The following is a 19,526-nucleotide window of genomic DNA, read 5'->3' on the forward strand; positions in this document are numbered from 1 at the left end:
CTCATCTTGATTTATTATTTTTGTAGCTTAAAGCCGCCGCCAAATGACTTATAAACTTCTATTGTTGCATTATTAAGTGCTAGCTTTGCTGCGATCTCACTAAGTCTTGTGCTAAGTAAATTTCGTTGCGCATCAAGTAAAACTAAATGATCGACATATCCAGCATTATACTGGTTATTTGCAAGATTATAAATTTCATTTTGTGAGTTTAGTAGCGCTTTTGTATCTTTTAAAACGGCAGTGGCTGTTTTTCTATTTTCAAGAGAAATTCTTACTTCACTAAGTGCAGTTTTAATCGTTTTTTCATAGTTTAGTGTATTTGCGCTTTGGGCAAGCTCGGCAAGAGCTACATTGTTTGAGCGTCTACCAAAATCAAAAAGTGTTTGCGCAAGTGAACCACCAATAGACCAAACATTGGCATTGCTAACAAAAAGGCGCTCAAGCTCATCAGAGCTAAATCCAAAAAGTCCTGTTAAAGATAATTTTGGAAAATAAGCTGCTTTTGCCACTCCAATAAGAGCATTTGAGCTTTGCAATCTCTCATAAGCACTTGCAACATCTGGGCGTCTTAAAAGTATATCTGAACTTATGTCTGCATTTATCTCTGGTGCTTTTGCTAGAGTTTTTGCGCTACTTATAATGGAGTATAAAATTTCATCATTGCTTTTATTTGTTAGTATTGCAAGGGCGTTGCTTGCTGTAATGATTGAGTTTTTAATATTTTGTAAAGAAATTTGAGCACTTTGTGTCGCTGCAAGGCTTTGCATATAAACTATTTGTGTTATCATGCCTGCATCTAGCTGCTTTTTTCGGTAGTTCATTGTATCAAGGTAACTTTTTAGTGTCTCTTCATATACTATCTCTTGCATTTTTAGTGCAACCAGTGAAAAATAGCTATTTGCAACTGATGAGGCGATCGCAATGCGTGCAGCTTCATAATCAAATTTCGATGCGTTTAAAAGTGCATTTGAAGATGCAATAGAGTTTCTAACTCGTCCCCAAAGATCTATCTCGTAGTTTAAAATCGCATTTAGCGAAAATGAGTTATAAATAGCACTTTTTTGTCCAGAAAATGTCTCGCCACTTGTGCTATTTCTGCTTGCTCCAGCCTCAGCTCCGATGGTTGGCAAAAGCTCAGTTCTTGCATTTTTGAGATTTAGCTGAGCATTTTGTAAATTTATATAAGCAAGTTTTAGGTCGATATTATTTTTTAAAGCTTGCTCTACTAGTTCATTTAGTCTGCTATCATTAAATTCCATCCACCACTTATCGTTAATGTCACTACTTTCATATACTGTGCTAAATGTTGCATTAACCTCTGGCAGGCTAGGGCGAAACGAGCAGCCAGCCATAAAAAGAGCTAGTAAAAATATTATTAAATTACGCATTTGCTATGCTCCTATCCTGTTTATTTTTGTTCCAAAATTTTTCGTTAAGCTTTTCAAGTAAGTAGTAAAAAAGTGGTACAAAAAATATCGCTATCGTTGTTGCGGCTATCATTCCACCGATAAGTCCAGTCGCCAAAGAGTGACGAGAGGCTGCACCAGCACCTGTTGATATAACCATCGGTAAAATTCCCATAGAAAATGCTATTGATGTCATTACTATAGGGCGAAAGCGAAGCTTAGCGGCATTTACAGCTGCATCAAATATATTTTTGCCATTTTTTCTCTCTTGCATTGCAAATTCAACGATTAATATAGCATTTTTAGCCGACAAACCAATGAGTAGCAACAAGCCGACTTGAAAATATATATCATTTGTAAGCCCACGCATCCAGGTTGCAAGAAGTGAGCCAAATACAGCAAAAGGAACGGCTGTGATAACAGCAAGAGGTATAAGCCATCTTTCATATTGTGCAGCAAGGATTAAAAAGACAAATACCATACCAAAGATAAATGCCGTTTGACCTGCTCCAGTAGAGTCTTTTTCTTGATATGCAGTCCCGCTCCAAGCAACACTATACTCATCAACGCCAAGTGTATCTTTTACAACTTGCTCGATGGCGTTTAGAGCGTCACCAGATGTGTATCCTGGTGCAGGTTCGCCTGAAATTTTTGCTGCTGGAAAGAGATTAAAGCGTTCAACCAGATCTGCCCCCATACTTCTTGTCAGCGTTGCGACTGTATTTAGTGCGACCATATCCCCGCTTTTGCTTTTTATGAAAATATTTCTTATATCATCGGCTGAGTTTCTAAAGCTCTCACTTGCTCTAACATACACGCGGTAAGTTTTGCCAAACATAGAAAAGTCATTTGTATAGTATCCACCTATCGTTGAAGCGATAGTTGCAAATATATCCGCCTTGCTTATACCAAGCAAATAAGCCTTATCCTCATCTATATTTATGTCATATTGAGGGAAGGTCGTATCAAGATTGGTTCTAACACGAGTAAGCGCTGGATGTTGATTTGCCGCGGCTAGAACTTTTGCTGCATCTTGTGCTATTTCATTATAGTTTTTACCACTTCTATTTTGTAAATACATATCAAAGCCACCAGTCATACTAAGACCGTTTATAGGAGGAACATTTATGACAAAATTTACACTCTCTTTTGAAGGTGCTAGCATGCCATTAAATGGTCCAAGTAGCCCAAATATACTTTGTTCAAAAGATTTTCTTTCGCTCCAGTCTTTAAGCTGTACAAATGCTATTGCAGCATTTTCTCGTAAAACTCCTGAGAGCATGTCATAGCCTGATATGGAAGTTATGTTCATAACATTTGGATTTGCAAGAAATTTTCCTGCAATATCTTCAACCTCTTTAAGTGTTCTTATTGATGACGAGGCTGATGGAAGCGAAGTTACGGCTATGGCATAGCCTTTATCTTCTGAAGGCACAAGAGAGCCAGGAAGTGTTTTAAATAAACTTAGCATAACCCATATGATAATGCCAACGGCTATTAGGCTAGGGATAACATGACGAAGTACTCTTGCAACACCAGCCGAAAATACACTTGTGCTCCAGTCAAAAAAGTCATTAAATTTCTTAACGATCCAAAATGGCTCATCATGTGAGCGTTTTAGCATTATCGCACAAAGAGCTGGAGTAAGCGTAAGTGCAACAAGTCCTGATAGTACAACTGAAAGCACGAGAGTAAGAGCAAATTGGCGTTGTATAACCCCCACAAACCCTTCCATAAAACTAACTGGCACAAAGACTGCTGAAAGTACGAGTACGATAGATATAACCGGCGTAGTAACTTCTTGCATGGCTTTTATGGTAGCATCACGGACGCTTATTTCTTTTTCTTCGTGCATTATACGCTCGACATTTTCTATAACTATAATTGCATCATCAACAACTATACCAATAGCAAGGACAAGTGCAAAAAGGGTTATAAGATTTATTGAAAAGCCCATTATGTAAAAGCCGGCAAATGTTCCTATAATAGAAACTGGAACGGCAAGCATTGGTATTATTGTTGCCCTAAAACTTTTTAAGAACATATAAATAACGACCATAACAAGTATCATCGCTTCTATAAAAGTTTTAACAACCTCTTGTATGGAGAGCTTAACAAAGGTTGTGGTATCGTATGAAACTTTGTGTTCAAGCCCTTGTGGATAGTTTATCTTTATCTCTTCAAGTTTTTCTTTTATTAAATTCATTGTCTCAATAGCATTTGCGCCATTTTGTAAAAATAGCATCATTGGTGCCATGGTTTTGCCGTTTAAAAATGCTTTTGTAGAGTAGTTTTGTGAGCCTATTTCAATCTCTGCAACATCTTTTAGTCTTAAAATATTGCCGTTGTTATCGGCTCTTAAGATGATATTATTAAATTGCTCAGGTGAACTAAAGCGTCCATCTGCTTTTATAGAATAAACATATGGAACTGGGTTTTCAAGAGGCGCTTCACCTATCTTACCTGCTGCGTATTGGCTATTTTGAACCTTGATTGCACTTAAAACCTCAGTAGTTGAAATTTTATACTTTGCAAGAAGATCAGGCTTTAGCCAAATTCTCATAGCATAATTTTTATTGCCTATAACATTGGCATCTCCTATACCTTTTATACGCTTTATCTCATCAAGTATATTTAGGATAACATAGTTGTTTAGCTCTATCTCGTTCATTTGCGTGCTTGTAAATGCAACAAGCCCTAGTATCGAACTACTTCTTTCGCGAACAGTAACGCCTATTTGCTGAACTTCATCTGGTAAGCGTGAGAGTGCCGCTTGAACGCGGTTATTTACATCTATTGTTGCTTGTTTTGCATCAGTCCCGACTTTAAAATAGACATTTAAATTCATAGAGCCACTTGAGCTTGAAGTACTTTGCATATATATCATATTTTCAACACCATTAACTTCATCTTCTATAACTGAAGCAACTGTGTTTGATATAACATCAGCGTTTGCGCCCGTATAAACAGCACTGACAGAAATTTGTGGCGGAGTTAGTTGCGGATACTCTTCAACCGGAAGCCCACGCATCGACATAAGACCAGCAATAACTATGACGATAGACAGTACCCCAGAAAATATCGGTCTATCGATAAAAAATTTAGAAAACATTAGTCTTACTCCTTAACTTGTGGCTTAACGCTTGCACCAATGCCAATTTTACCAAAATTGTTTATGATGATTTGATCATTGTCATTAATACCTTCTGTAACTATTGCTGTTGTTGATGTTTGGTATATGATTTTGATAGGTTTTTTAACAACTTTTTCATCTTGTACTACTAGGATATAAGGCGATATCGTATCTTGTTTAATTGCAATTTGTGGTATTAAAAAACTATCTTTTTGAACAAAACCAGTCATGATGATCTTTGCAAATGCGCCAGCAAGCAGTTTATTTTGGCTATTTTGAAATTCTGCCTTTGCTAAAACGCTGCCAGTATTTACATCAACTGTGTTATCTATAAAAGTTACTTTTCCGGTAAAATTTTCACCATTTAGGGTTAAATTTGCGTCTGTATTTATTTGCACCCAGCTATTGTTTGTAAGATTATTTATTCTGCTTAAATTTGCTGAATCTGCTATGTAAAATCTTGCCTCTATTGGATTTGTCTTTGTGAGTCTTACAAGTTTCGTGTTGCTTGCTATGACATAGGCACCTACATCTATTAAATTTTCGCCCGCAACACCATCAAAAGGTGCTGTTATACTTGTATAGTCAAGATTTAGCTTAGCTGTTTTTGCATTTGCTTTTGCGCTTGCTAAGTTTGCATTTGCAGTTTCTAGTGCTGCTATTGTGTTGTCATAATCTTTTTGGCTGACTGCTTTTTGAGAGAGTAGTTTTTTTACTCTATCTGCCTCACTTTTAGCGTTTTTAAGTGATGCTTCGGCTTGCAAGATATTTGCCTTTGCAACTTCATACATAGCTTCATAAGTGTCTGGCTCTATTAAAAATAAGACATCTCCAGTCTTTATGCTTTGGCCTGGTTTAAAATTTTGCTTTATTATGGTACCAGAGACTTTTGCTACCATCACGACATCTTGCTGACTTTGTAGGCGAGTTGGATACTCGAAGTTCATTTTATTATCAGCCTTTTTAGCGACTATAACATCCACAGGGACAGCTGCTTGTTGTGGATTTTTTGCCTGTGCTGGCGCGTCATCTTTTTTGCCTAGAAATTTATCTAGCATTTCACAACCTGTAAATGTTAGAGTGGCTAAAAAAGTTAAAGCGATAACGCTAAATTTATACATAAATTCTCCTTGCTATATTTTTAGTAATTATTATTACACTTTTATGATATTAATCCGTAATTTTACCATATTTAAAAATAATAAAATATAAATACACCTAAAAACTACTTGCATACGCCTTTTAGGAACATCTCAACTATGTCAGCGACGATTTGCTTTTTCTCTTTTTTACTTATAGGGTCTGGCTCTTCGCCAAGTATAAGTGTTTGCATAAAAAATGGCTCTCTTATGAGTGCGCAGAAGTTAAATGCAAGTATTTGTGGGTCAAATTCTTTTAATTTATTTGAAATTTCTGGTTTTTTAAAAAAGGTAGAGAGAAAATTTATAGTTGAGTTTGTAAAAAGATCTGCTGTAAGCTTGCCAAGCTCTTTATTTTTATATGTTTCTGATATTATGATTCTAAGAAATTTTGCACTTTCTGGTTTATAAAAAATTTCTAAATAAACAAGTCCAAATTTATTTAGAAAATCACTCAAATCAGTACTTTGTTTAAGGCCTGAAATTTCATCGACTTCGGCTTGAAATTTTTCAACTTCACGCTCTAAGATGATAGCAAAAAGCTTCTCTTTGTTTTCAAAAAATTTATAAACGCTAGCAAGAGAGCCACCACTTTTTGAAACTATTTGATTTAAGCTCGTTTTTTCATAACCATTTTGCAAAAAAAGCTCGTGAGCTGCTTCTATAACGGCTTCGTAGCGTTTTTTACCCTTTTTTGAAATTGCCATTACTCTCCTTTTGGATACACAAAAATAGTATCTCTTTTAACATTTATATTTTCTTTATCGTCCGTGGCATAAGCATTTATACCTATGCTAAGTGGCGTATCCTTATCTTTATCAAGGGGAATTTTTGGAGATGATATGGTTACTATGATGCGTTGTTTTGCACCAGCTTTTATCTCGATCGGCTCACTTGGACGGACGATCTTTAGGCTTGTATCGTTTGTGTCAAAATAGTAGCTATGATCCTTTTTATCAATATTTTGAAACAAAAATGTGTAGTAGTTATGCACGCTACCATCATCTGAAATTTTATAAAGTTCACTTGTTCGGTTGATATTTAAAAGCATATTTTCTTTTTTGCCACCCATTAAAAATAGCGCACTACCAGCTATAAATAGCGCTACGCAGTAAGCAATCGTTCTAAAGCGTGCATATTTTACCTTTTGTTTTGTTTTTAAGGAATTTTCGCTAGTCCAGCTGATAAGTGATGGCAAACCAAGAGCGTTCATCGTGTGCGAGCAAGCATCAGCACAGTCAAGACAGTTTATACACTCAAGTTGCATACCTTTGCGGATGTCAATGTGTGTGGGGCAGATTTTTACACAAGCTTCACAGCCAGTGCACTGTGCACCATCTATTTTTGGCTTTTTCCATAGTTTGACATTTTTATCATAAATTTTTCCACCACGATCTTCATCGTAAATTACTTGAATGGTGTCGTTATCAAACATAACAGACTGAATTCTTGCATATGGGCAAAGATAAACACAAAAACGCTCAGCCAAGTAGCAAATATCAAAAACAAGCCAAGCCGTGATAATCAAAACCATACCGATAAGAAATTTATGTTCGGCTGGATTTTGCATGTATGTGAAAAAATCTTCTGGAGGTACAAAAAACCATACAAAGTTACAGGCGATAATAAGCGATATAAATATCCAAATAATAACCGCCAAAACCCTTTTTGGAATACTTTGCGGATCTTTTTGCTTATTTTTATAATTTGCATAAATTTTTAAAATTTTAGTTTGTATAATATCCCTAAACATATATCTAAAAATGCTTTGTGGGCAGCTCCAGCCGCACCAAATTCTACCACCAAGTGTTGTTATAAAAAATATAAATAGAAACAATATAATAAAAACAAAGGGCATTAAATAAAGTTCTTGCATATCAAAGCGAGTAAAGAGAAGATGAAGCTCTTTTTTATCAAAACTTAGTAGAAAAAAATGTGCATCATTTATCATAACAAATGGTATAACAAGTGCAAAACAGGTTATAAGAAGGTAGGTAATGTGGCGTTTTTTTGTCCAGTTTGTTATGAAATTTTGCATGATTTTACCTTTTTTGTTGTTAAAATAAAAACATTTTCATTTTATTTTAAGATTTTGATAATTATATTGCAATATGATTTAAAATAGTATAAAATTAAAAATTCTCCGATTTTGTAAATTTTAAGAAATTTTGGGTATAATCTAGCTTTTAATCTTAACTGAAAGGTGGTGGGGAGAGTGCCAGGTATTAAGGTGCATCCTAATGAGTCATTTGATGAGGCTTACAGGAAATTCAAAAAACAAGTTGATCGTAACCTTGTTGTAACCGAAGTGCGTGCAAGACGCTTTTTCGAGCCTAATACTGAGATCCGCAAAAAACAAAAGATCGCAGCTAGGAAGAAAATGCTTAAGCGTTTATACATGCTTAGACGCTACGAGTCAAGACTCTAAGACCAACAAACTAGCCAAATTTTGGCTAGTTTTCTTTATTTTTACCGCTTTTAGTTTATTTTGCAGGAGATTTTATGCAAAAGTTGCCTGTTGGCGAAGCTGCTGAGATTTTAGGCATAAGTAAAGAAGCTGTTTATAACCGCATACGACGAGGCTCGTTAAAATCAATCGAACAAGATGGCATTAAATTTGTAATAATCGGCGAGGATGCCCAAACAGAACAAAAGCCAAAAACTCAGAAAAAACCTAGAAAAACACAAGCAATAGCTAGGCAAGATAGTGAGTTTGTAAGTTTTTTACTAAATGAATTAAATGAGCTAAAAGCTCAAAATGCAAATCTACAAAGCGATAAAGAGCGGCTTTTTAAAGAAAAAGAGCAGATGTTAATCCAAAGCAAGCAAGAAATTTCAACGATTTATAAAGAGCGTGATGAAAAGCTTATGGCTTTTTTAAATGCAATGGGTCAAATTCCGCAGCTTAACAAGTCGCAAGATAGAAAATTTGAGGATGTGGTTGAGGCTGAGGTTCAAAATGATATAGAACATAAATTTGTTAATATAAATGAATATCTAAGCGAACTAAATTTAGATCAAAAAAGCCTAAAAAAGGCACAAAAAAAGATTATAAAAAATATAAATAAGTCAAAATTTATAAAATTTAAAAACGGTGTGATACTTGTAAGAAGAGATAAAAAACTAAAACAGATTATTGGAGAAAATGAGTGAAACATATTAAGAAAATAGCAACCTATGCTGCTATAGGTGGTTTTGGTGCGATAGTTATGACGGGACTTAGTGGCTGTGGCAGTTCAAATGAAAATTTTGATCAAGCCAGTGAGCAGTCTAGTGCAAGTGGTGCATTTGTTATCATAGAAGAGGTCGCAAAAGGTAAGTATAAGGTAGTCGAGGAGTATCCAGCTGGCCAAACTCGTGTTGTATTAAAAAGCCTTGATGGTACTGAAAAAGTGATGACAAAAGAGGAGATGGATGCATTAGTTGCCGAAGAAAACGCAAAGATAGATAACGGCACATCAAATTTAACCAACCCAAACGCACAGCTTAGTAGCGGCACTGGTATGGGTCTTGGCGAAGTTTTGCTAAGCTCGATAGCTGGTGCGATGATAGGTAGCTGGATCGGTAATAAGTTATTTAATAACCAAACATTTCAAAATCAACGCCAAACAGCCTACAAAAATCCAAGCGCTTATACAAGAAGTGTAAATAGTTTTAATAATGCAAAGACAAGTGCTGGCGCTCCAAAGGCAGCTGGAAAGAGCGGATTTTTCGGCTCAAGCGGTGGTTCTAGTGGCTCAAGTAGCCAGCAATCAGTTGGTGGTTGAAAAGGAAAAAATAATGAAACTACAAAAGATAGAGCCTTTAAATAAAAATTTTATGGAGCAAATCGGCTTTTCATGGCACACTGATAGCGATGAAAGTGCTTATGTGAGCGATGAGATTATCGAGGTTAGTCAAGATGAAGCGGAAGCGTATTATCAGTCGGTAAATGAGCTTTATGATATGTGCATTGCTGCTGCACAGCATATTATAGACAATAACCTTTTTCACGAAGTTGGCATACCGTTTAACCTTGTTGAGCTTGTAAAAGAGAGCTGGCAAAACGATGTTCATTGGCATCTTTATGGTAGGTTTGATTTAGCTGGTGGGATCGATGGTAAGCCTATAAAGCTGATAGAATTTAATGCTGATACACCGACAGCAGTCTTTGAGACAGCCATCATTCAGTGGGCTATGTTAAAATATAATAAAATGGATGAAAATAGCCAGTTTAACGACTTGTATTTGGGTCTTGTCGAAAATTTTAAGCGTCTTGTTACACTTAGTAAAGATACAAGTGAGTTTGAGAAATTTTATGAGGGTTGGAAAATTTTATTTAGTTGTGTTGGTGGAAATACCGAGGATGAAAATACTACTAAACTCATTGCAGCTGCGGCAAAAGAGGCTGGATTTTACACAGATTTTGCCTATGTAAATGAAGTTAGCTTCGATGATGAAGAGGGAATTTTTTATAATGGTGAAAATTATGAGTACTGGTTTAAGCTTATACCTTGGGAACAGATAGCAGTCGAGGAAGGGGAACTCGCACTTATACTAAAAAATATCCTTAAAAATCAAAAAGCCATCGTGCTAAACCCAGCCTATACGCTACTTTTTCAAAGTAAGGCTATCCTTAAAATTTTATGGGATCTATATCCTAATCATCCACTTTTGCTTCGTGCAGACGATAAAGCACTTAGTGGAGTAAAATGCGTGAAAAAACCAGTTTTTGGTCGCGAAGGGGCAAATATCTCTATCATAGAAGCAGATGGGTCTGTAAGTGAGAAAACGGATGGAATTTATGATGAGAATAGGGCGATTTATCAGGAATTTTATGAGTTTAACAAAGATGAAAAAGGACAAAGCTATCAAGCTGGAGTATTTTTTGCCTTTGAGGGGTGCGCGCTTGGCTTTAGAAAAGGTGGCCAAATTTTAAATAATACATCAAAATTTGTAGGACATTTTATAAAATGAAAAAATTAACAATCGTCTGCCTTGATGCAGATACTTTAGGAGATATCAACCTTAGTGTTTTTAATAAATTTGGAGAGTTTAAAATTTATGCTACAACCAAGCCAGATGAGCGTATAGAGCGCTTAATGGGCGCTGATGTCGTCATAACAAATAAGGTCATAATCGATAAAGATGTTATGGATAAATGTGAGCTAAAACTTATTTGTATAAGTGCTACTGGGATGAATAATGTTGATTTAGAGTACGCAAAGTTAAAAAATATCGTTGTTAAAAATGTTGCAGGATATTCTACAAATAGCGTTGTTCAGCAGACTTTTGCCTCACTTCTTGCTTTGCTTAATCAGATAAAATTTTATGATAGCTATGTACAAAGTGGCGAGTGGGTAAAAAGCGATATTTTTACAAACCTTGACGCACCTATAAGTGAGCTTGCTGGTAAAAAATTTGGCATTATTGGACTAGGCGAAATAGGTCAAAAAATAGCTAGCGTGGCGTCTGCGTTTGGTGCGAAAGTGTGCTATTTTTCAACAAGTGGAGCTAATAACAACGCCTTTTATGAAAAGCTTGAGCTTGATGAGCTTTTAAAGCAGTGCGATATAGTTAGCATTCATGCTCCGTTAAATGAAAAAACAAAAAATTTAATAGGCGAGCACGAGCTAAATTTGATTAAAAATGGTGCTATTTTAATGAATTTTGGTCGCGGTGGTATAGTGGATGAAACATATCTTGCTAAAGCCATAGATGAAAAAAATTTAAGAGCGTGTCTAGATGTGCTTGAGATTGAGCCGATGATAAAAAATCATCCTTTATTAAGTATAAAAAATAAACAAAACTTAATCATCACACCACATATTGCGTGGGCTAGCAGTGAGGCAAGAGCGACTTTGATAGCCAAAATAGTTCAAAATATAGAAAATTTTATAAAGGAAAATGATGGCAACTGAACATAGTTTTGATATAAGTGCGAGTGTGGATATGATGGAGGTTAAGAATGCCTTAGAAACCGCTAAGAAAGAGCTTGCGGCAAGGTATGACTTTAAAAGTGTAGTGGCTGAAATAGAGCTAAATGAAAAGGAAAAGACCGTCACGCTTTTAAGCTCAAGCGATAGCAAAGTTGATGCTTTAAAGGATATTTTAATCTCAAAACTAATAAAACGAAATATTCCGCCAGTTGCGATATCTGAAAGCAAACGAGAGAGCGCAAGCGGAGGAAATATAAAAGCTATTTTGAAGCTAAATGATACGCTTGATGGCGAAAATTCTAAGAAAATCACAAAAGCCATAAAAGATGCAAAACTAAAAGTAACAGCTAGCATAAGAGGTGAAGAGGTGCGAGTGGTTGGTAAAAGCATTGATGATTTGCAAGAGTGTATACGCATAGTAAAAGGGCTAAATTTAGAGCTTCCGCTAAGTTTTAAAAATTTAAAATAACAAAGTCTGGGCGAGCTTTAAAATTTCGCCCAAAATCTATAAAAGGACAGATATGCAACTTTACGCCACACTTGAGGTAAGATATAAAAATTTTATCACAAATATCGCTAAAAATGAGATAGTCTATGCTTTGCGTGACCCAAAAAGCGGCACATATGCAAATTGTCCTTCAAATGAATTTCAGAGCGATGATGGCCCTGCGTGTGAAGTGGTCGTGTTTTTCTCAAGCCAAACATTAGCAAAGGCTTGTGCTAAACAAGAGTGGGCAGAGTATGAAATTTGCGGCTTTGATCTGGCTGAGTTTTTGGAGAGTTGGTGTGCCTCTATTTCTCAAAACAATGCCGTTTTGGGTATAGACTTTGATGCGAATTTGTATGGATTTGAAGCTGATGCGTTAGAGCTTGTTCTTGATGTTATAGATGAGCTAAAAAGGCAAGAAAAAAGCATTGAGTTACAGGATTTTGAAAGCTTAGATGAGCTTAAAGAGCAGGTAAAAAGCTGTTTTTAATATATATTTAGGTATTCTACCAAATTACATTATTTAAATAAAGCTTATTAAGGATTATTAGTTATGGGAGTTAAAAATATCATAGAGAGCTTTGCTGTTGCTTACGCGCACAGGTCGATTCAAAAATCTCTCTATAATGAGTTTAATATAAATATTTTAGATGAAAATCAAATTTACACAAAGAGACCAGACCCGCAAAAAAGCTATATGCTTTACGCCCATGTGCCATTTTGCCACACTTTTTGCCCGTATTGTTCGTTTCATAAGTATCACTATGAGCAAGAGCTTGCAAAAATTTACTTTGAAAATTTGCGTTGCGAGATGAAGCAGGTAAAAGAAGCTGGCTTTAAATTTAACTCACTTTATGTTGGTGGTGGAACTACGCTTATAAATGAGCCAGAGCTTGAAAAAACATTGATTTTGGCAAAAGATCTTTTTGGTATCACTGAAATTTCAGCCGAAAGTGATCCAAATCATATCTCGCCAGAGAGCTTGAAGCGTTTTAATGGGCTTATAGATCGTTTAAGTGTTGGTGTGCAAAGCTTTGATGATGATACATTAAAAAAAGTCGGTAGATATGAGAAATTTGGTAGCTCAAAAGAGGTTCAAAGTCGCCTAGAAAAGGCACTAGGACTTATACCAGTTATCAGTCTTGATTTGATTTTTAACTTACCAAATCAAACTAAACAACAGCTCATAAATGATATAAATATCTCAAAGCAGATAGCACCAGAGCAAATAACACTCTATCCGCTCATGAAATCAGAGCTTACTCGTGATAATATCGCACGCTCTTTGGGTGTTTCAAGTGTTGATAATGAGCGTGAGTTTTATGAGATTATCGTCGATGAGTTTAAAAAAGGTGGCTACTCACAAAATAACGCTTGGGCTTTTTCTAGAAATGGCTGTGATCATCTGCGTGATGAGTATGTTGGCTCAAACCACGAGTATTTGGGCGTTGGAAGTGGGGCATTTAGTTTTTTAAATGGTGAGCTTGTTATAAATGCTTTTAATCTTCTTGAGTATGGGCGCAGGGTTAAAGCTGGCGAAAATACTGTTATAGCAAAATGTGGTTTTAGTAAAAAAGAGCGGTTAAAATATATCTTCTTAACAGAGCTTTTTGATGGCAGTGTCAATATAAAAAATTACAATCAAAATAACGCTGCAAATCTCTACAAAGATCTATTTTTGGAGATAAATTTATTAAAAATGGTTAATGCTATATATGAGGAAAATGGCTGTATAAAGCCGACTTTTTTTGGTAAATATATCTGCGTTGTGCTGATGCGCGACTTTTATGCTGGTATGGATAAGGTTCGTGCGATATTTAAAGATGATGCTAGGATTAAGCGAGGTAAAAATTTACACATCATGAGTGAAAATACTGAGGTTGATTTTGAGCAAGCTATAAGCCGTCCAAAGGTTGCGATTTAAGCTAAATTTGAGTAAAATCAAAGCAAAAAAAGGAGCTAAATGAAATTTCTAAATGCCTTTTTTGTCGGCTTACTTCTTACATTTGCGGTTGCTTTTGTGGTATTTACTGGGCTTTTTAGTGGATACTTTAAACACTATGGTATAGATGAGTATTTTAACGCAGTTTTTGTAGATAATGTCCCATTTTTATGGCTTTTGCCAGTTGGATTTGTAGTGGGGTACTTTATATTTTATACTCCATTTAGAAAATTTTCAAGAGTTGTTTATGTACTAGTTCTTTTAGCTTCTGCGAGTTTGTGGCATAGCGAGCTTGGTCGTAAATTTGGAGAAATGCTTTTTATGAGCGAGATAAAAAATGTAAGCGTGTCTGAAAATGTTAGTATAAATGCAAGAGAAATTTATAGCGGACGAACAAAGATATACCTGCTCAAAGATGATGAGCAGGTATTAAAGATCAAAAGATAACTATTCAGTGTATTTTAGCTCAATCTCTTTTTGATTTTTGCCAGGTGTTAGATAGCCCATACCTCTATGAAATGCAAGATCTATGCCCTCGGAGTTTGTAAGGCGTATGCCGTTGGCTGAGATATCATTTTTTAGGTTATGTTTTTTGCCATTTGCATCTATAAATACCGCAGTATCAAAGTAATCGCTTGAAGTAACACTTACTTTATAGACTGGATTTTTGACAGCTGTAAATAGGATAGTCTGAGACTCTTGTGCCATTTTAGCTGCAGTTTTTGTCTCTTTGTTTGTTTCACTAATAGCACAACCTCCTAAAAGTGCGATCACGCCAAGCGCTAGTAAAAATTTTTTCATAACATCTCCTTGTTTTAAATTTACTAGATTATGCCTTAAAATTGTAAATCTTCAGGCAATGATAGTTAAAATTTTTAATTTAGACTAAGATTTTCCTAATCGCAAGACTTGCTAAATTTAGTCCAAAAACTGCCGTTACACCCATAAAGCTACCAAGCTCACGACATCTTGGAAGCTCTGTGCTAAATACAACATCAAAGTCACCATTAAAGCCAGATTTTCGTAGCTCATAGCGGTATTTGCGAGCAAGTGCATCATTTGTCGTTTTCCACACGCTTGCGACCTTGACCTGCGTAGCATCTATGCGCTTGCCACCACCCATTGAAGCGATGAGTTTATCCTTTGCGGCGTGCGCGATAGCTACTTTTGCGCTCATATCATCGATCGCATCGATTACTAAGTCAAACGGCGAGAAGTCAAAATTTGCTACAAATTCTGGCGTTACAAGCTCTTGTAAAGCCTTTATGCAAGGGTATCGTAGCGCAAATTCGCTAACCTTGACTGCCCCCACGGCTTCGCTGTAAATTTGGCGATTTTGATTTGTTATGTCAAAAACATCTTTATCCACGATGGTGATCTCGCCCACTCCTGCACGAGCAAGCGCATCGACGCAAATTCCACCTACACCACCTACACCAAAGACTAAAATTTTTGCTTTTTGTAGTTTATGAAAATCATCGCCAAAAAGCAAGCGCGAGCGAGTATATCGGTCTTTTGGCTCGGATTGATCTAAAATTTGATTTTTGGCTTCTGCGGGTTGTTTCAAAATTTTTGCTTGTAAATTCTTTAAATTTTCACTCATTTTCTATCCATTTTTGCAGATTTTTAAGGCTTTCGTGTGCGGTAAGATCAAGCTTTATGGGTGTTAGTGTCGCGTATCCTGCATTTATTTCACTAAGATCGCTTCGTTCCTTGCCGTCTATAAAGTCAAGCTGGGCGTTTCCTAGCCAAAAGTACTCAACTCCGCGCGGATTTTGCGCCCTTGTAGCATCCGTGCCGTAGCGTCTTCGACCAGCTGGTACGACGGCGTATCCTTTGAAATTTTTGCGTGAAACGGCTGGAATATTAACATTTAAAAGCTCTCGCTCATTAAGTGGAAATTTACTAGCTAAAATGCGCGAAATGATATTTTTGACGACATCACGAGCTAGTTCAAATCCAAGCTCGTTTAAGGAGTTATTTTTATAAAACTGTGAAAAAGCAACACTTGGAATTCCTTGTAAAACCCCTTCCATGCACGCTCCACAAGTGCCTGAATAAGTGATGTCTTCGCCAAGATTTGCGCCGTGATTTATGCCTGAGATGATAAGATCTGGCTTGCGCTTAAAAAGTGCGTGAAGTGCCAGATATACGCAGTCACTTGGTGTTGCGTCATCAAGCTTGAAAAAGCCGTCATTAACCCTAATAAATCGCAGTGGGCGCGTAAGAGTAAGCGAGTGCGCGCAGGCTGATTTTTCTTGACTTGGAGCCACGATCGTAACATTTACATTGCCAAGCTCAAGGAGTGCATCACGCAGAGCCAAAAGTCCAGCGGCTTCGTATCCATCATCATTTGTGATAAGAATTTCTTTCAAATTTTTGCCTATATTTTAAAATTTTAGACATTTTAACATAAAATTTTTATGCTAAATTGAAGCCTTGAGCTCTACGGATAATTTATAAAATTTGTTATAATACGACTTTTAGGGGGCTAAAATGAGTAAAAATTTATTTATCCTTGGCACTGGCACCGATGTTGGCAAGACTTATGCGAGCGCATTAATCGTGAAAAAATTTTTACAAAATGGCATAAATGCACTTTATTACAAGCCTGTTTCTAGCGGAAATTTACCACTTGCAAACGGCACTTTAAAGCACTGCGATATAGAGTTTGTTCGTCAGATCTCTGGACTTGAAATTTTAGCCGACGAGCTTAGCTCGTATGCGTATGAAAATGCCTATTCTCCGCATTTAGCAGTGCGCATTGAGGGCAGTCCAGTGCAGATAGACAAGATAAAAGATAAATTTAACCATCTTCAAAAATCCTGCGAATATCTGCTGATAGAAGGTGCTGGCGGAGCTGTAACGCCGCTAAATTTTAGCCTAGATGATGGGAATTTAATGCTTTTAGATCTTGTTAAGCAGCTTTGTCCGAGCGTTTTGCTGGTGGCTTCTGCTCGACTTGGTGGCATAAACGCAGCCGTGCTAACTTGCGAATATCTGCGAAATAATGGAGTTGTGATACAGGGCATCATCTTAAACCACTTTGATGAGCAAGATCCAGTCTGCGTGGATAACCGCAAAATGATAGAAATTTTATGCAAAACAAGCGTTGTAGATACCATTTCAAGTTCTCAGAAACAGCTAAATTTAGGCATTGATGAGCTAAAAAGTCTATTTGTTTAGGAGAGAAAATGGCTGAAATTTCAGACCTTGCAAGGCGTGATCTAGCCCACATTTGGCATCCTTGCTCACAGATGAAAGACTACGAAACCCTACCGCCGATTGTAATAAAAAGAGCCAAAGGTGTATGGCTGTATGATGAGTTTGATAACTCCTACATCGACATCATAAGCTCGTGGTGGTGCAACCTACTGGGACACTCAAACGAGCGTATAAACCGCGCCATAAGCGAACAGCTTGAACAGCTTGAGCATGTGATATTTGCAAATTTTACTCACGAGGGTGCGATACGCTTATCAGAGCGTTTGAGCGAGATTTTGCCTGCTGGGCTTAGTAAATTTAACTTCTGCGACAACGGCAGCTCGGCGGTTGAGAGTGCGTTGAAAATGGCGTTTCAGTATCAGTATCAAAGCGGTAAGGGCGAAAAAACTCGCTTTATGTGCCTAGACGGCGGCTATCACGGCGAAACGATCGGCGCTTTAAGCGTTGGCGCGATGGATCTTTATGCGAAAATTTACAAGCCGATGCTTATGCAAACGATCCGCATTGATGCGCCTGATTGTTATCGCTGTCCTTATGGTAAAAGCCGCGATGGTTGTGAGTGCGAGTGCTTTGAAGCGGTACAAAAGGCGTTTGAAAAACACGGCAGAACTACCGCTGCCATCATCATCGAACCGCTCGTGCAAGGTGCAGCTGGGATGAAAATTTATCCAGCTCTTTACTTGCAAAAACTACGCCAGATCTGCGATGACTATGATGTTTTGCTCATCGCTGATGAGATTGCGACTGGCTTTGGCAGGACGGGCGAGATGTTTGCGTTTGATCATGCTGGAGTAAGTCCTGATATTATGGCACTTTCAAAGGGCATCAGCGGCGGATATATGCCATTTTCGATCACGGCCACGACTCAGAAAATTTATGACGCATTTTACGACGACTACGAAAGGGGCAGGGCGTTTATGCACTCGCATACTTATAGTGGCAATCCGCTTGGCTGTGCCGCAGCAAATGCCGTGCTAGACGCCTTTGAACAAGAAAATATACTAAAAAACGCAAATCAAACAGCGCTGCTTTTATGTGAAATTTTAGCAGGTGCATTAAAGGAGCATAAAAATGTTGGCGAGATACGCTCGCTTGGGCTTATAAATGCTATTGAGCTGGTCGAAAATAGGGTGCATAAAAGTGAGCTAAAAGGGCGAGTTGGCTATGAAATTTACAAGGTCGCGCTTAAAAATGGGCTTGTACTTCGTCCGCTGGGCAATGTCTTATACTTTAATCCACCGCTAAACATCAGCCAGAGCGAGTGTGAGTTGGCAGTGCAAAGATGTGCGAAAAGTATCCGTGCCGTGCTGGGATAGCTTGTCTTTTGTATGTATGCTTGTTGATTTTATTTTGTGCCTATTTAAAGGAAAAATATGACAGCTGATGAGCTTTTATCTTACGCGGATGGTTTTAAAGCGTGCGTATTTATCGATGTTAGTGCGATGCGGACGAAAAAAGGTGAGCTAAAAAAGCGGTGGTTTAATGAGTTTTACAGATACGACGAGTTAGAATTTGAGAATTTTGCACGACAAAATGGGCTAGAGATGCCTACAACTGGGGTAAATTTTAGATAAAATTTGACATTTTTCACATTTTTTCAACATTTCTCCCACAAATTTTTACCTTACTAAATGCCTAAATCTAGGGATTTAAATGTATATATACTTTTTATATTGTACCAAAGTACAATTGACAAAGCCCCCCCCCATTTAGCTATAATCGTCAAAAATTTAAATCTAAGGATAAATAATGGCAACTCAAGTTGGTGTTATCAAACAAATTACAGGCAAGGTTGTAGCAGTTAATGCTAATGGCGCAGAGAGAATTTTGCAAGCTGGCGATGCACTATTTTTAGGTGAGGTTGTTAAAACCGCAGCAGGTGCAAGTGTTCAAGTTTCAATGGATAATGGTAAAGATCTAAATATACTTGAAAATGATACTGTTACAATAGATCAAAGCACTAGTGTAAATTTTAGCTTTGGTGGTGACGCGGTAGCTGATCTTAGTGATTTACAAAAGGCTATCTTAGCTGGTGAAGATCTAACACAACTTGAAGAGACTGCAGCTGGCGGCGCACAAGGTGGTGGCGGTGACGCTGGCGGTACTGGTATGCTAAATGAAAGCTACTTTGTTCAAGGTGGTCATGAAAGTAATGTTTATGGGGATGGTAGGAATGTTGGTGTTGGCAATGCATTTGAATTTTCAAATCCTATTAATTCGATAGGCACGGCAAGTAGTGGTTTGGATACATCAATAGTTGATACAACACCTCCAAC

21 protein-coding genes are annotated in these 19,526 nt (G+C 37.2%); 13 read left to right on the top strand and 8 right to left on the bottom strand.

Translation table 11 applies throughout. From position 1 onward, the window contains the following. Positions 1-14: 14 nt before the first annotated feature. The 5 genes from U5B17_RS09295 to ccoG all read right to left on the bottom strand — a co-directional run bounded on the left by U5B17_RS09295 (position 15) and on the right by ccoG (position 7,716). Positions 15-1,388, bottom strand: coding sequence for an efflux transporter outer membrane subunit (locus U5B17_RS09295; RefSeq protein ID WP_430805073.1), 1,374 nt, complete (start codon positions 1,386-1,388; stop codon positions 15-17). Further along, positions 1,381-4,518 (bottom strand): efflux RND transporter permease subunit, encoded by a 3,138-nt coding sequence (locus tag U5B17_RS09300; RefSeq protein ID WP_430805074.1) that lies wholly within the window; start codon positions 4,516-4,518, stop codon positions 1,381-1,383. Before U5B17_RS09300 ends, U5B17_RS09295 begins: the two co-directional genes overlap by 8 nt. Positions 4,519-4,523: 5 nt before the next feature. Continuing rightward, the gene (locus U5B17_RS09305; RefSeq protein ID WP_430805075.1) at positions 4,524-5,660 is read right to left on the bottom strand and encodes an efflux RND transporter periplasmic adaptor subunit; all 1,137 of its coding nucleotides are present in this window, start codon (positions 5,658-5,660) and stop codon (positions 4,524-4,526) included. Between the two features lie 104 nt (positions 5,661-5,764). Next, the gene (locus U5B17_RS09310) at positions 5,765-6,385 is read right to left on the bottom strand and encodes a TetR/AcrR family transcriptional regulator (RefSeq protein WP_430805076.1); all 621 of its coding nucleotides are present in this window, start codon (positions 6,383-6,385) and stop codon (positions 5,765-5,767) included. Beyond that, positions 6,385-7,716 (bottom strand): cytochrome c oxidase accessory protein CcoG, encoded by a 1,332-nt coding sequence (gene ccoG / locus U5B17_RS09315; RefSeq protein WP_430805077.1) that lies wholly within the window; start codon positions 7,714-7,716, stop codon positions 6,385-6,387. The genes U5B17_RS09310 and ccoG overlap by 1 nt, the downstream gene beginning before the upstream one ends. Positions 7,717-7,893: 177 nt before the next feature. On the opposite strand from ccoG, the gene rpsU reads away from it, so the two are divergent. From rpsU to U5B17_RS09360, 9 genes are all read left to right on the top strand, one after another. Beyond that, complete coding sequence (gene rpsU / locus U5B17_RS09320) at positions 7,894-8,106, top strand: 30S ribosomal protein S21 (protein WP_034968862.1); 213 nt, start codon at positions 7,894-7,896, stop codon at positions 8,104-8,106. Between the two features lie 74 nt (positions 8,107-8,180). Further along, positions 8,181-8,831, top strand: a complete 651-nt coding sequence (locus U5B17_RS09325; protein ID WP_430805078.1) for a DNA-binding protein — start codon at positions 8,181-8,183, stop codon at positions 8,829-8,831. Then, a complete protein-coding gene (locus U5B17_RS09330; RefSeq protein ID WP_430805079.1) occupies positions 8,828-9,445 on the top strand; it encodes a UPF0323 family lipoprotein in 618 nt (205 codons plus the stop codon). Before U5B17_RS09325 ends, U5B17_RS09330 begins: the two co-directional genes overlap by 4 nt. Before the next feature lie 10 nt (positions 9,446-9,455). Then, positions 9,456-10,634: a glutathionylspermidine synthase family protein gene (locus U5B17_RS09335; protein ID WP_430805093.1), complete on the top strand. Its 1,179-nt coding sequence runs from the start codon at positions 9,456-9,458 to the stop codon at positions 10,632-10,634. After that, entirely contained in the window at positions 10,631-11,578 is a 948-nt protein-coding gene (locus tag U5B17_RS09340) for a D-2-hydroxyacid dehydrogenase (RefSeq protein ID WP_430805080.1), read from the top strand. Before U5B17_RS09335 ends, U5B17_RS09340 begins: the two co-directional genes overlap by 4 nt. Next, positions 11,568-12,065 (top strand): YajQ family cyclic di-GMP-binding protein, encoded by a 498-nt coding sequence (locus U5B17_RS09345; protein ID WP_430805081.1) that lies wholly within the window; start codon positions 11,568-11,570, stop codon positions 12,063-12,065. Before U5B17_RS09340 ends, U5B17_RS09345 begins: the two co-directional genes overlap by 11 nt. 52 nt (positions 12,066-12,117) lie before the next feature. After that, a complete protein-coding gene (locus tag U5B17_RS09350; RefSeq protein ID WP_430805082.1) occupies positions 12,118-12,573 on the top strand; it encodes a DUF2750 domain-containing protein in 456 nt (151 codons plus the stop codon). A 63-nt stretch (positions 12,574-12,636) separates the two neighbouring features. After that, entirely contained in the window at positions 12,637-14,007 is a 1,371-nt protein-coding gene (locus tag U5B17_RS09355; RefSeq protein WP_430805083.1) for a coproporphyrinogen III oxidase family protein, read from the top strand. A 39-nt stretch (positions 14,008-14,046) separates the two neighbouring features. Then, the gene (locus tag U5B17_RS09360) at positions 14,047-14,472 is read left to right on the top strand and encodes an isoleucyl-tRNA synthetase (protein WP_430805084.1); all 426 of its coding nucleotides are present in this window, start codon (positions 14,047-14,049) and stop codon (positions 14,470-14,472) included. Here U5B17_RS09360 and U5B17_RS09365 read toward each other — a convergent pair whose 3' ends face one another. From U5B17_RS09365 to surE, 3 genes are all read right to left on the bottom strand, one after another. Further along, positions 14,473-14,826 carry a hypothetical protein gene (locus tag U5B17_RS09365; RefSeq protein ID WP_430805085.1) on the bottom strand — a complete coding sequence of 118 codons (354 nt, stop codon included), beginning with the start codon at positions 14,824-14,826 and terminating at the stop codon, positions 14,473-14,475. It abuts the gene before it with no gap. A gap of 79 nt (positions 14,827-14,905) precedes the next feature. Next, entirely contained in the window at positions 14,906-15,628 is a 723-nt protein-coding gene (locus U5B17_RS09370) for a tRNA threonylcarbamoyladenosine dehydratase (RefSeq protein WP_430805086.1), read from the bottom strand. Further along, the gene (gene surE, locus U5B17_RS09375; protein ID WP_430805087.1) at positions 15,621-16,400 is read right to left on the bottom strand and encodes a 5'/3'-nucleotidase SurE; all 780 of its coding nucleotides are present in this window, start codon (positions 16,398-16,400) and stop codon (positions 15,621-15,623) included. The genes U5B17_RS09370 and surE overlap by 8 nt, the downstream gene beginning before the upstream one ends. Positions 16,401-16,521: 121 nt before the next feature. Here surE and bioD point away from each other — a divergent pair, with 121 nt between their 5' ends. The 4 genes from bioD to U5B17_RS09395 form a co-directional block, all read left to right on the top strand. Next, positions 16,522-17,211 (top strand): dethiobiotin synthase, encoded by a 690-nt coding sequence (gene bioD, locus U5B17_RS09380; protein WP_430805088.1) that lies wholly within the window; start codon positions 16,522-16,524, stop codon positions 17,209-17,211. A gap of 8 nt (positions 17,212-17,219) precedes the next feature. Further along, a complete protein-coding gene (gene bioA / locus U5B17_RS09385) occupies positions 17,220-18,566 on the top strand; it encodes an adenosylmethionine--8-amino-7-oxononanoate transaminase (protein ID WP_430805089.1) in 1,347 nt (448 codons plus the stop codon). Between the two features lie 57 nt (positions 18,567-18,623). Continuing rightward, positions 18,624-18,824, top strand: a complete 201-nt coding sequence (locus U5B17_RS09390) for a hypothetical protein (protein ID WP_430805090.1) — start codon at positions 18,624-18,626, stop codon at positions 18,822-18,824. Between the two features lie 175 nt (positions 18,825-18,999). Continuing rightward, a partial coding sequence (locus U5B17_RS09395) for a retention module-containing protein (protein WP_430805091.1) occupies positions 19,000-19,526 on the top strand: 527 nt, incomplete at its 3' end.

This window comes from Campylobacter australis, assembly GCF_050586305.1.
Taxonomy (GTDB): Bacteria; Campylobacterota; Campylobacteria; order Campylobacterales; family Campylobacteraceae; genus Campylobacter_A.

What these genes read in the sequence shown, in the direction of transcription:
- U5B17_RS09295 (WP_430805073.1), bottom strand. Translation starts at nt 1,388, where the DNA reads ATGCGTAATTTAATAATATTTTTACTAGCTCTTTTTATGGCTGGCTGC.
- U5B17_RS09300 (WP_430805074.1), bottom strand. Translation starts at nt 4,518, where the DNA reads ATGTTTTCTAAATTTTTTATCGATAGACCGATATTTTCTGGGGTACTG.
- U5B17_RS09305 (WP_430805075.1), bottom strand. Translation starts at nt 5,660, where the DNA reads ATGTATAAATTTAGCGTTATCGCTTTAACTTTTTTAGCCACTCTAACA.
- U5B17_RS09310 (WP_430805076.1), bottom strand. Translation starts at nt 6,385, where the DNA reads ATGGCAATTTCAAAAAAGGGTAAAAAACGCTACGAAGCCGTTATAGAA.
- ccoG (WP_430805077.1), bottom strand. Translation starts at nt 7,716, where the DNA reads ATGCAAAATTTCATAACAAACTGGACAAAAAAACGCCACATTACCTAC.
- U5B17_RS09325 (WP_430805078.1), top strand. Translation starts at nt 8,181, where the DNA reads ATGCAAAAGTTGCCTGTTGGCGAAGCTGCTGAGATTTTAGGCATAAGT.
- U5B17_RS09340 (WP_430805080.1), top strand. Translation starts at nt 10,631, where the DNA reads ATGAAAAAATTAACAATCGTCTGCCTTGATGCAGATACTTTAGGAGAT.
- U5B17_RS09345 (WP_430805081.1), top strand. Translation starts at nt 11,568, where the DNA reads ATGGCAACTGAACATAGTTTTGATATAAGTGCGAGTGTGGATATGATG.
- U5B17_RS09350 (WP_430805082.1), top strand. Translation starts at nt 12,118, where the DNA reads ATGCAACTTTACGCCACACTTGAGGTAAGATATAAAAATTTTATCACA.
- U5B17_RS09355 (WP_430805083.1), top strand. Translation starts at nt 12,637, where the DNA reads ATGGGAGTTAAAAATATCATAGAGAGCTTTGCTGTTGCTTACGCGCAC.
- U5B17_RS09360 (WP_430805084.1), top strand. Translation starts at nt 14,047, where the DNA reads ATGAAATTTCTAAATGCCTTTTTTGTCGGCTTACTTCTTACATTTGCG.
- U5B17_RS09365 (WP_430805085.1), bottom strand. Translation starts at nt 14,826, where the DNA reads ATGAAAAAATTTTTACTAGCGCTTGGCGTGATCGCACTTTTAGGAGGT.
- U5B17_RS09370 (WP_430805086.1), bottom strand. Translation starts at nt 15,628, where the DNA reads ATGAGTGAAAATTTAAAGAATTTACAAGCAAAAATTTTGAAACAACCC.
- bioD (WP_430805088.1), top strand. Translation starts at nt 16,522, where the DNA reads ATGAGTAAAAATTTATTTATCCTTGGCACTGGCACCGATGTTGGCAAG.
- bioA (WP_430805089.1), top strand. Translation starts at nt 17,220, where the DNA reads ATGGCTGAAATTTCAGACCTTGCAAGGCGTGATCTAGCCCACATTTGG.
- U5B17_RS09390 (WP_430805090.1), top strand. Translation starts at nt 18,624, where the DNA reads ATGACAGCTGATGAGCTTTTATCTTACGCGGATGGTTTTAAAGCGTGC.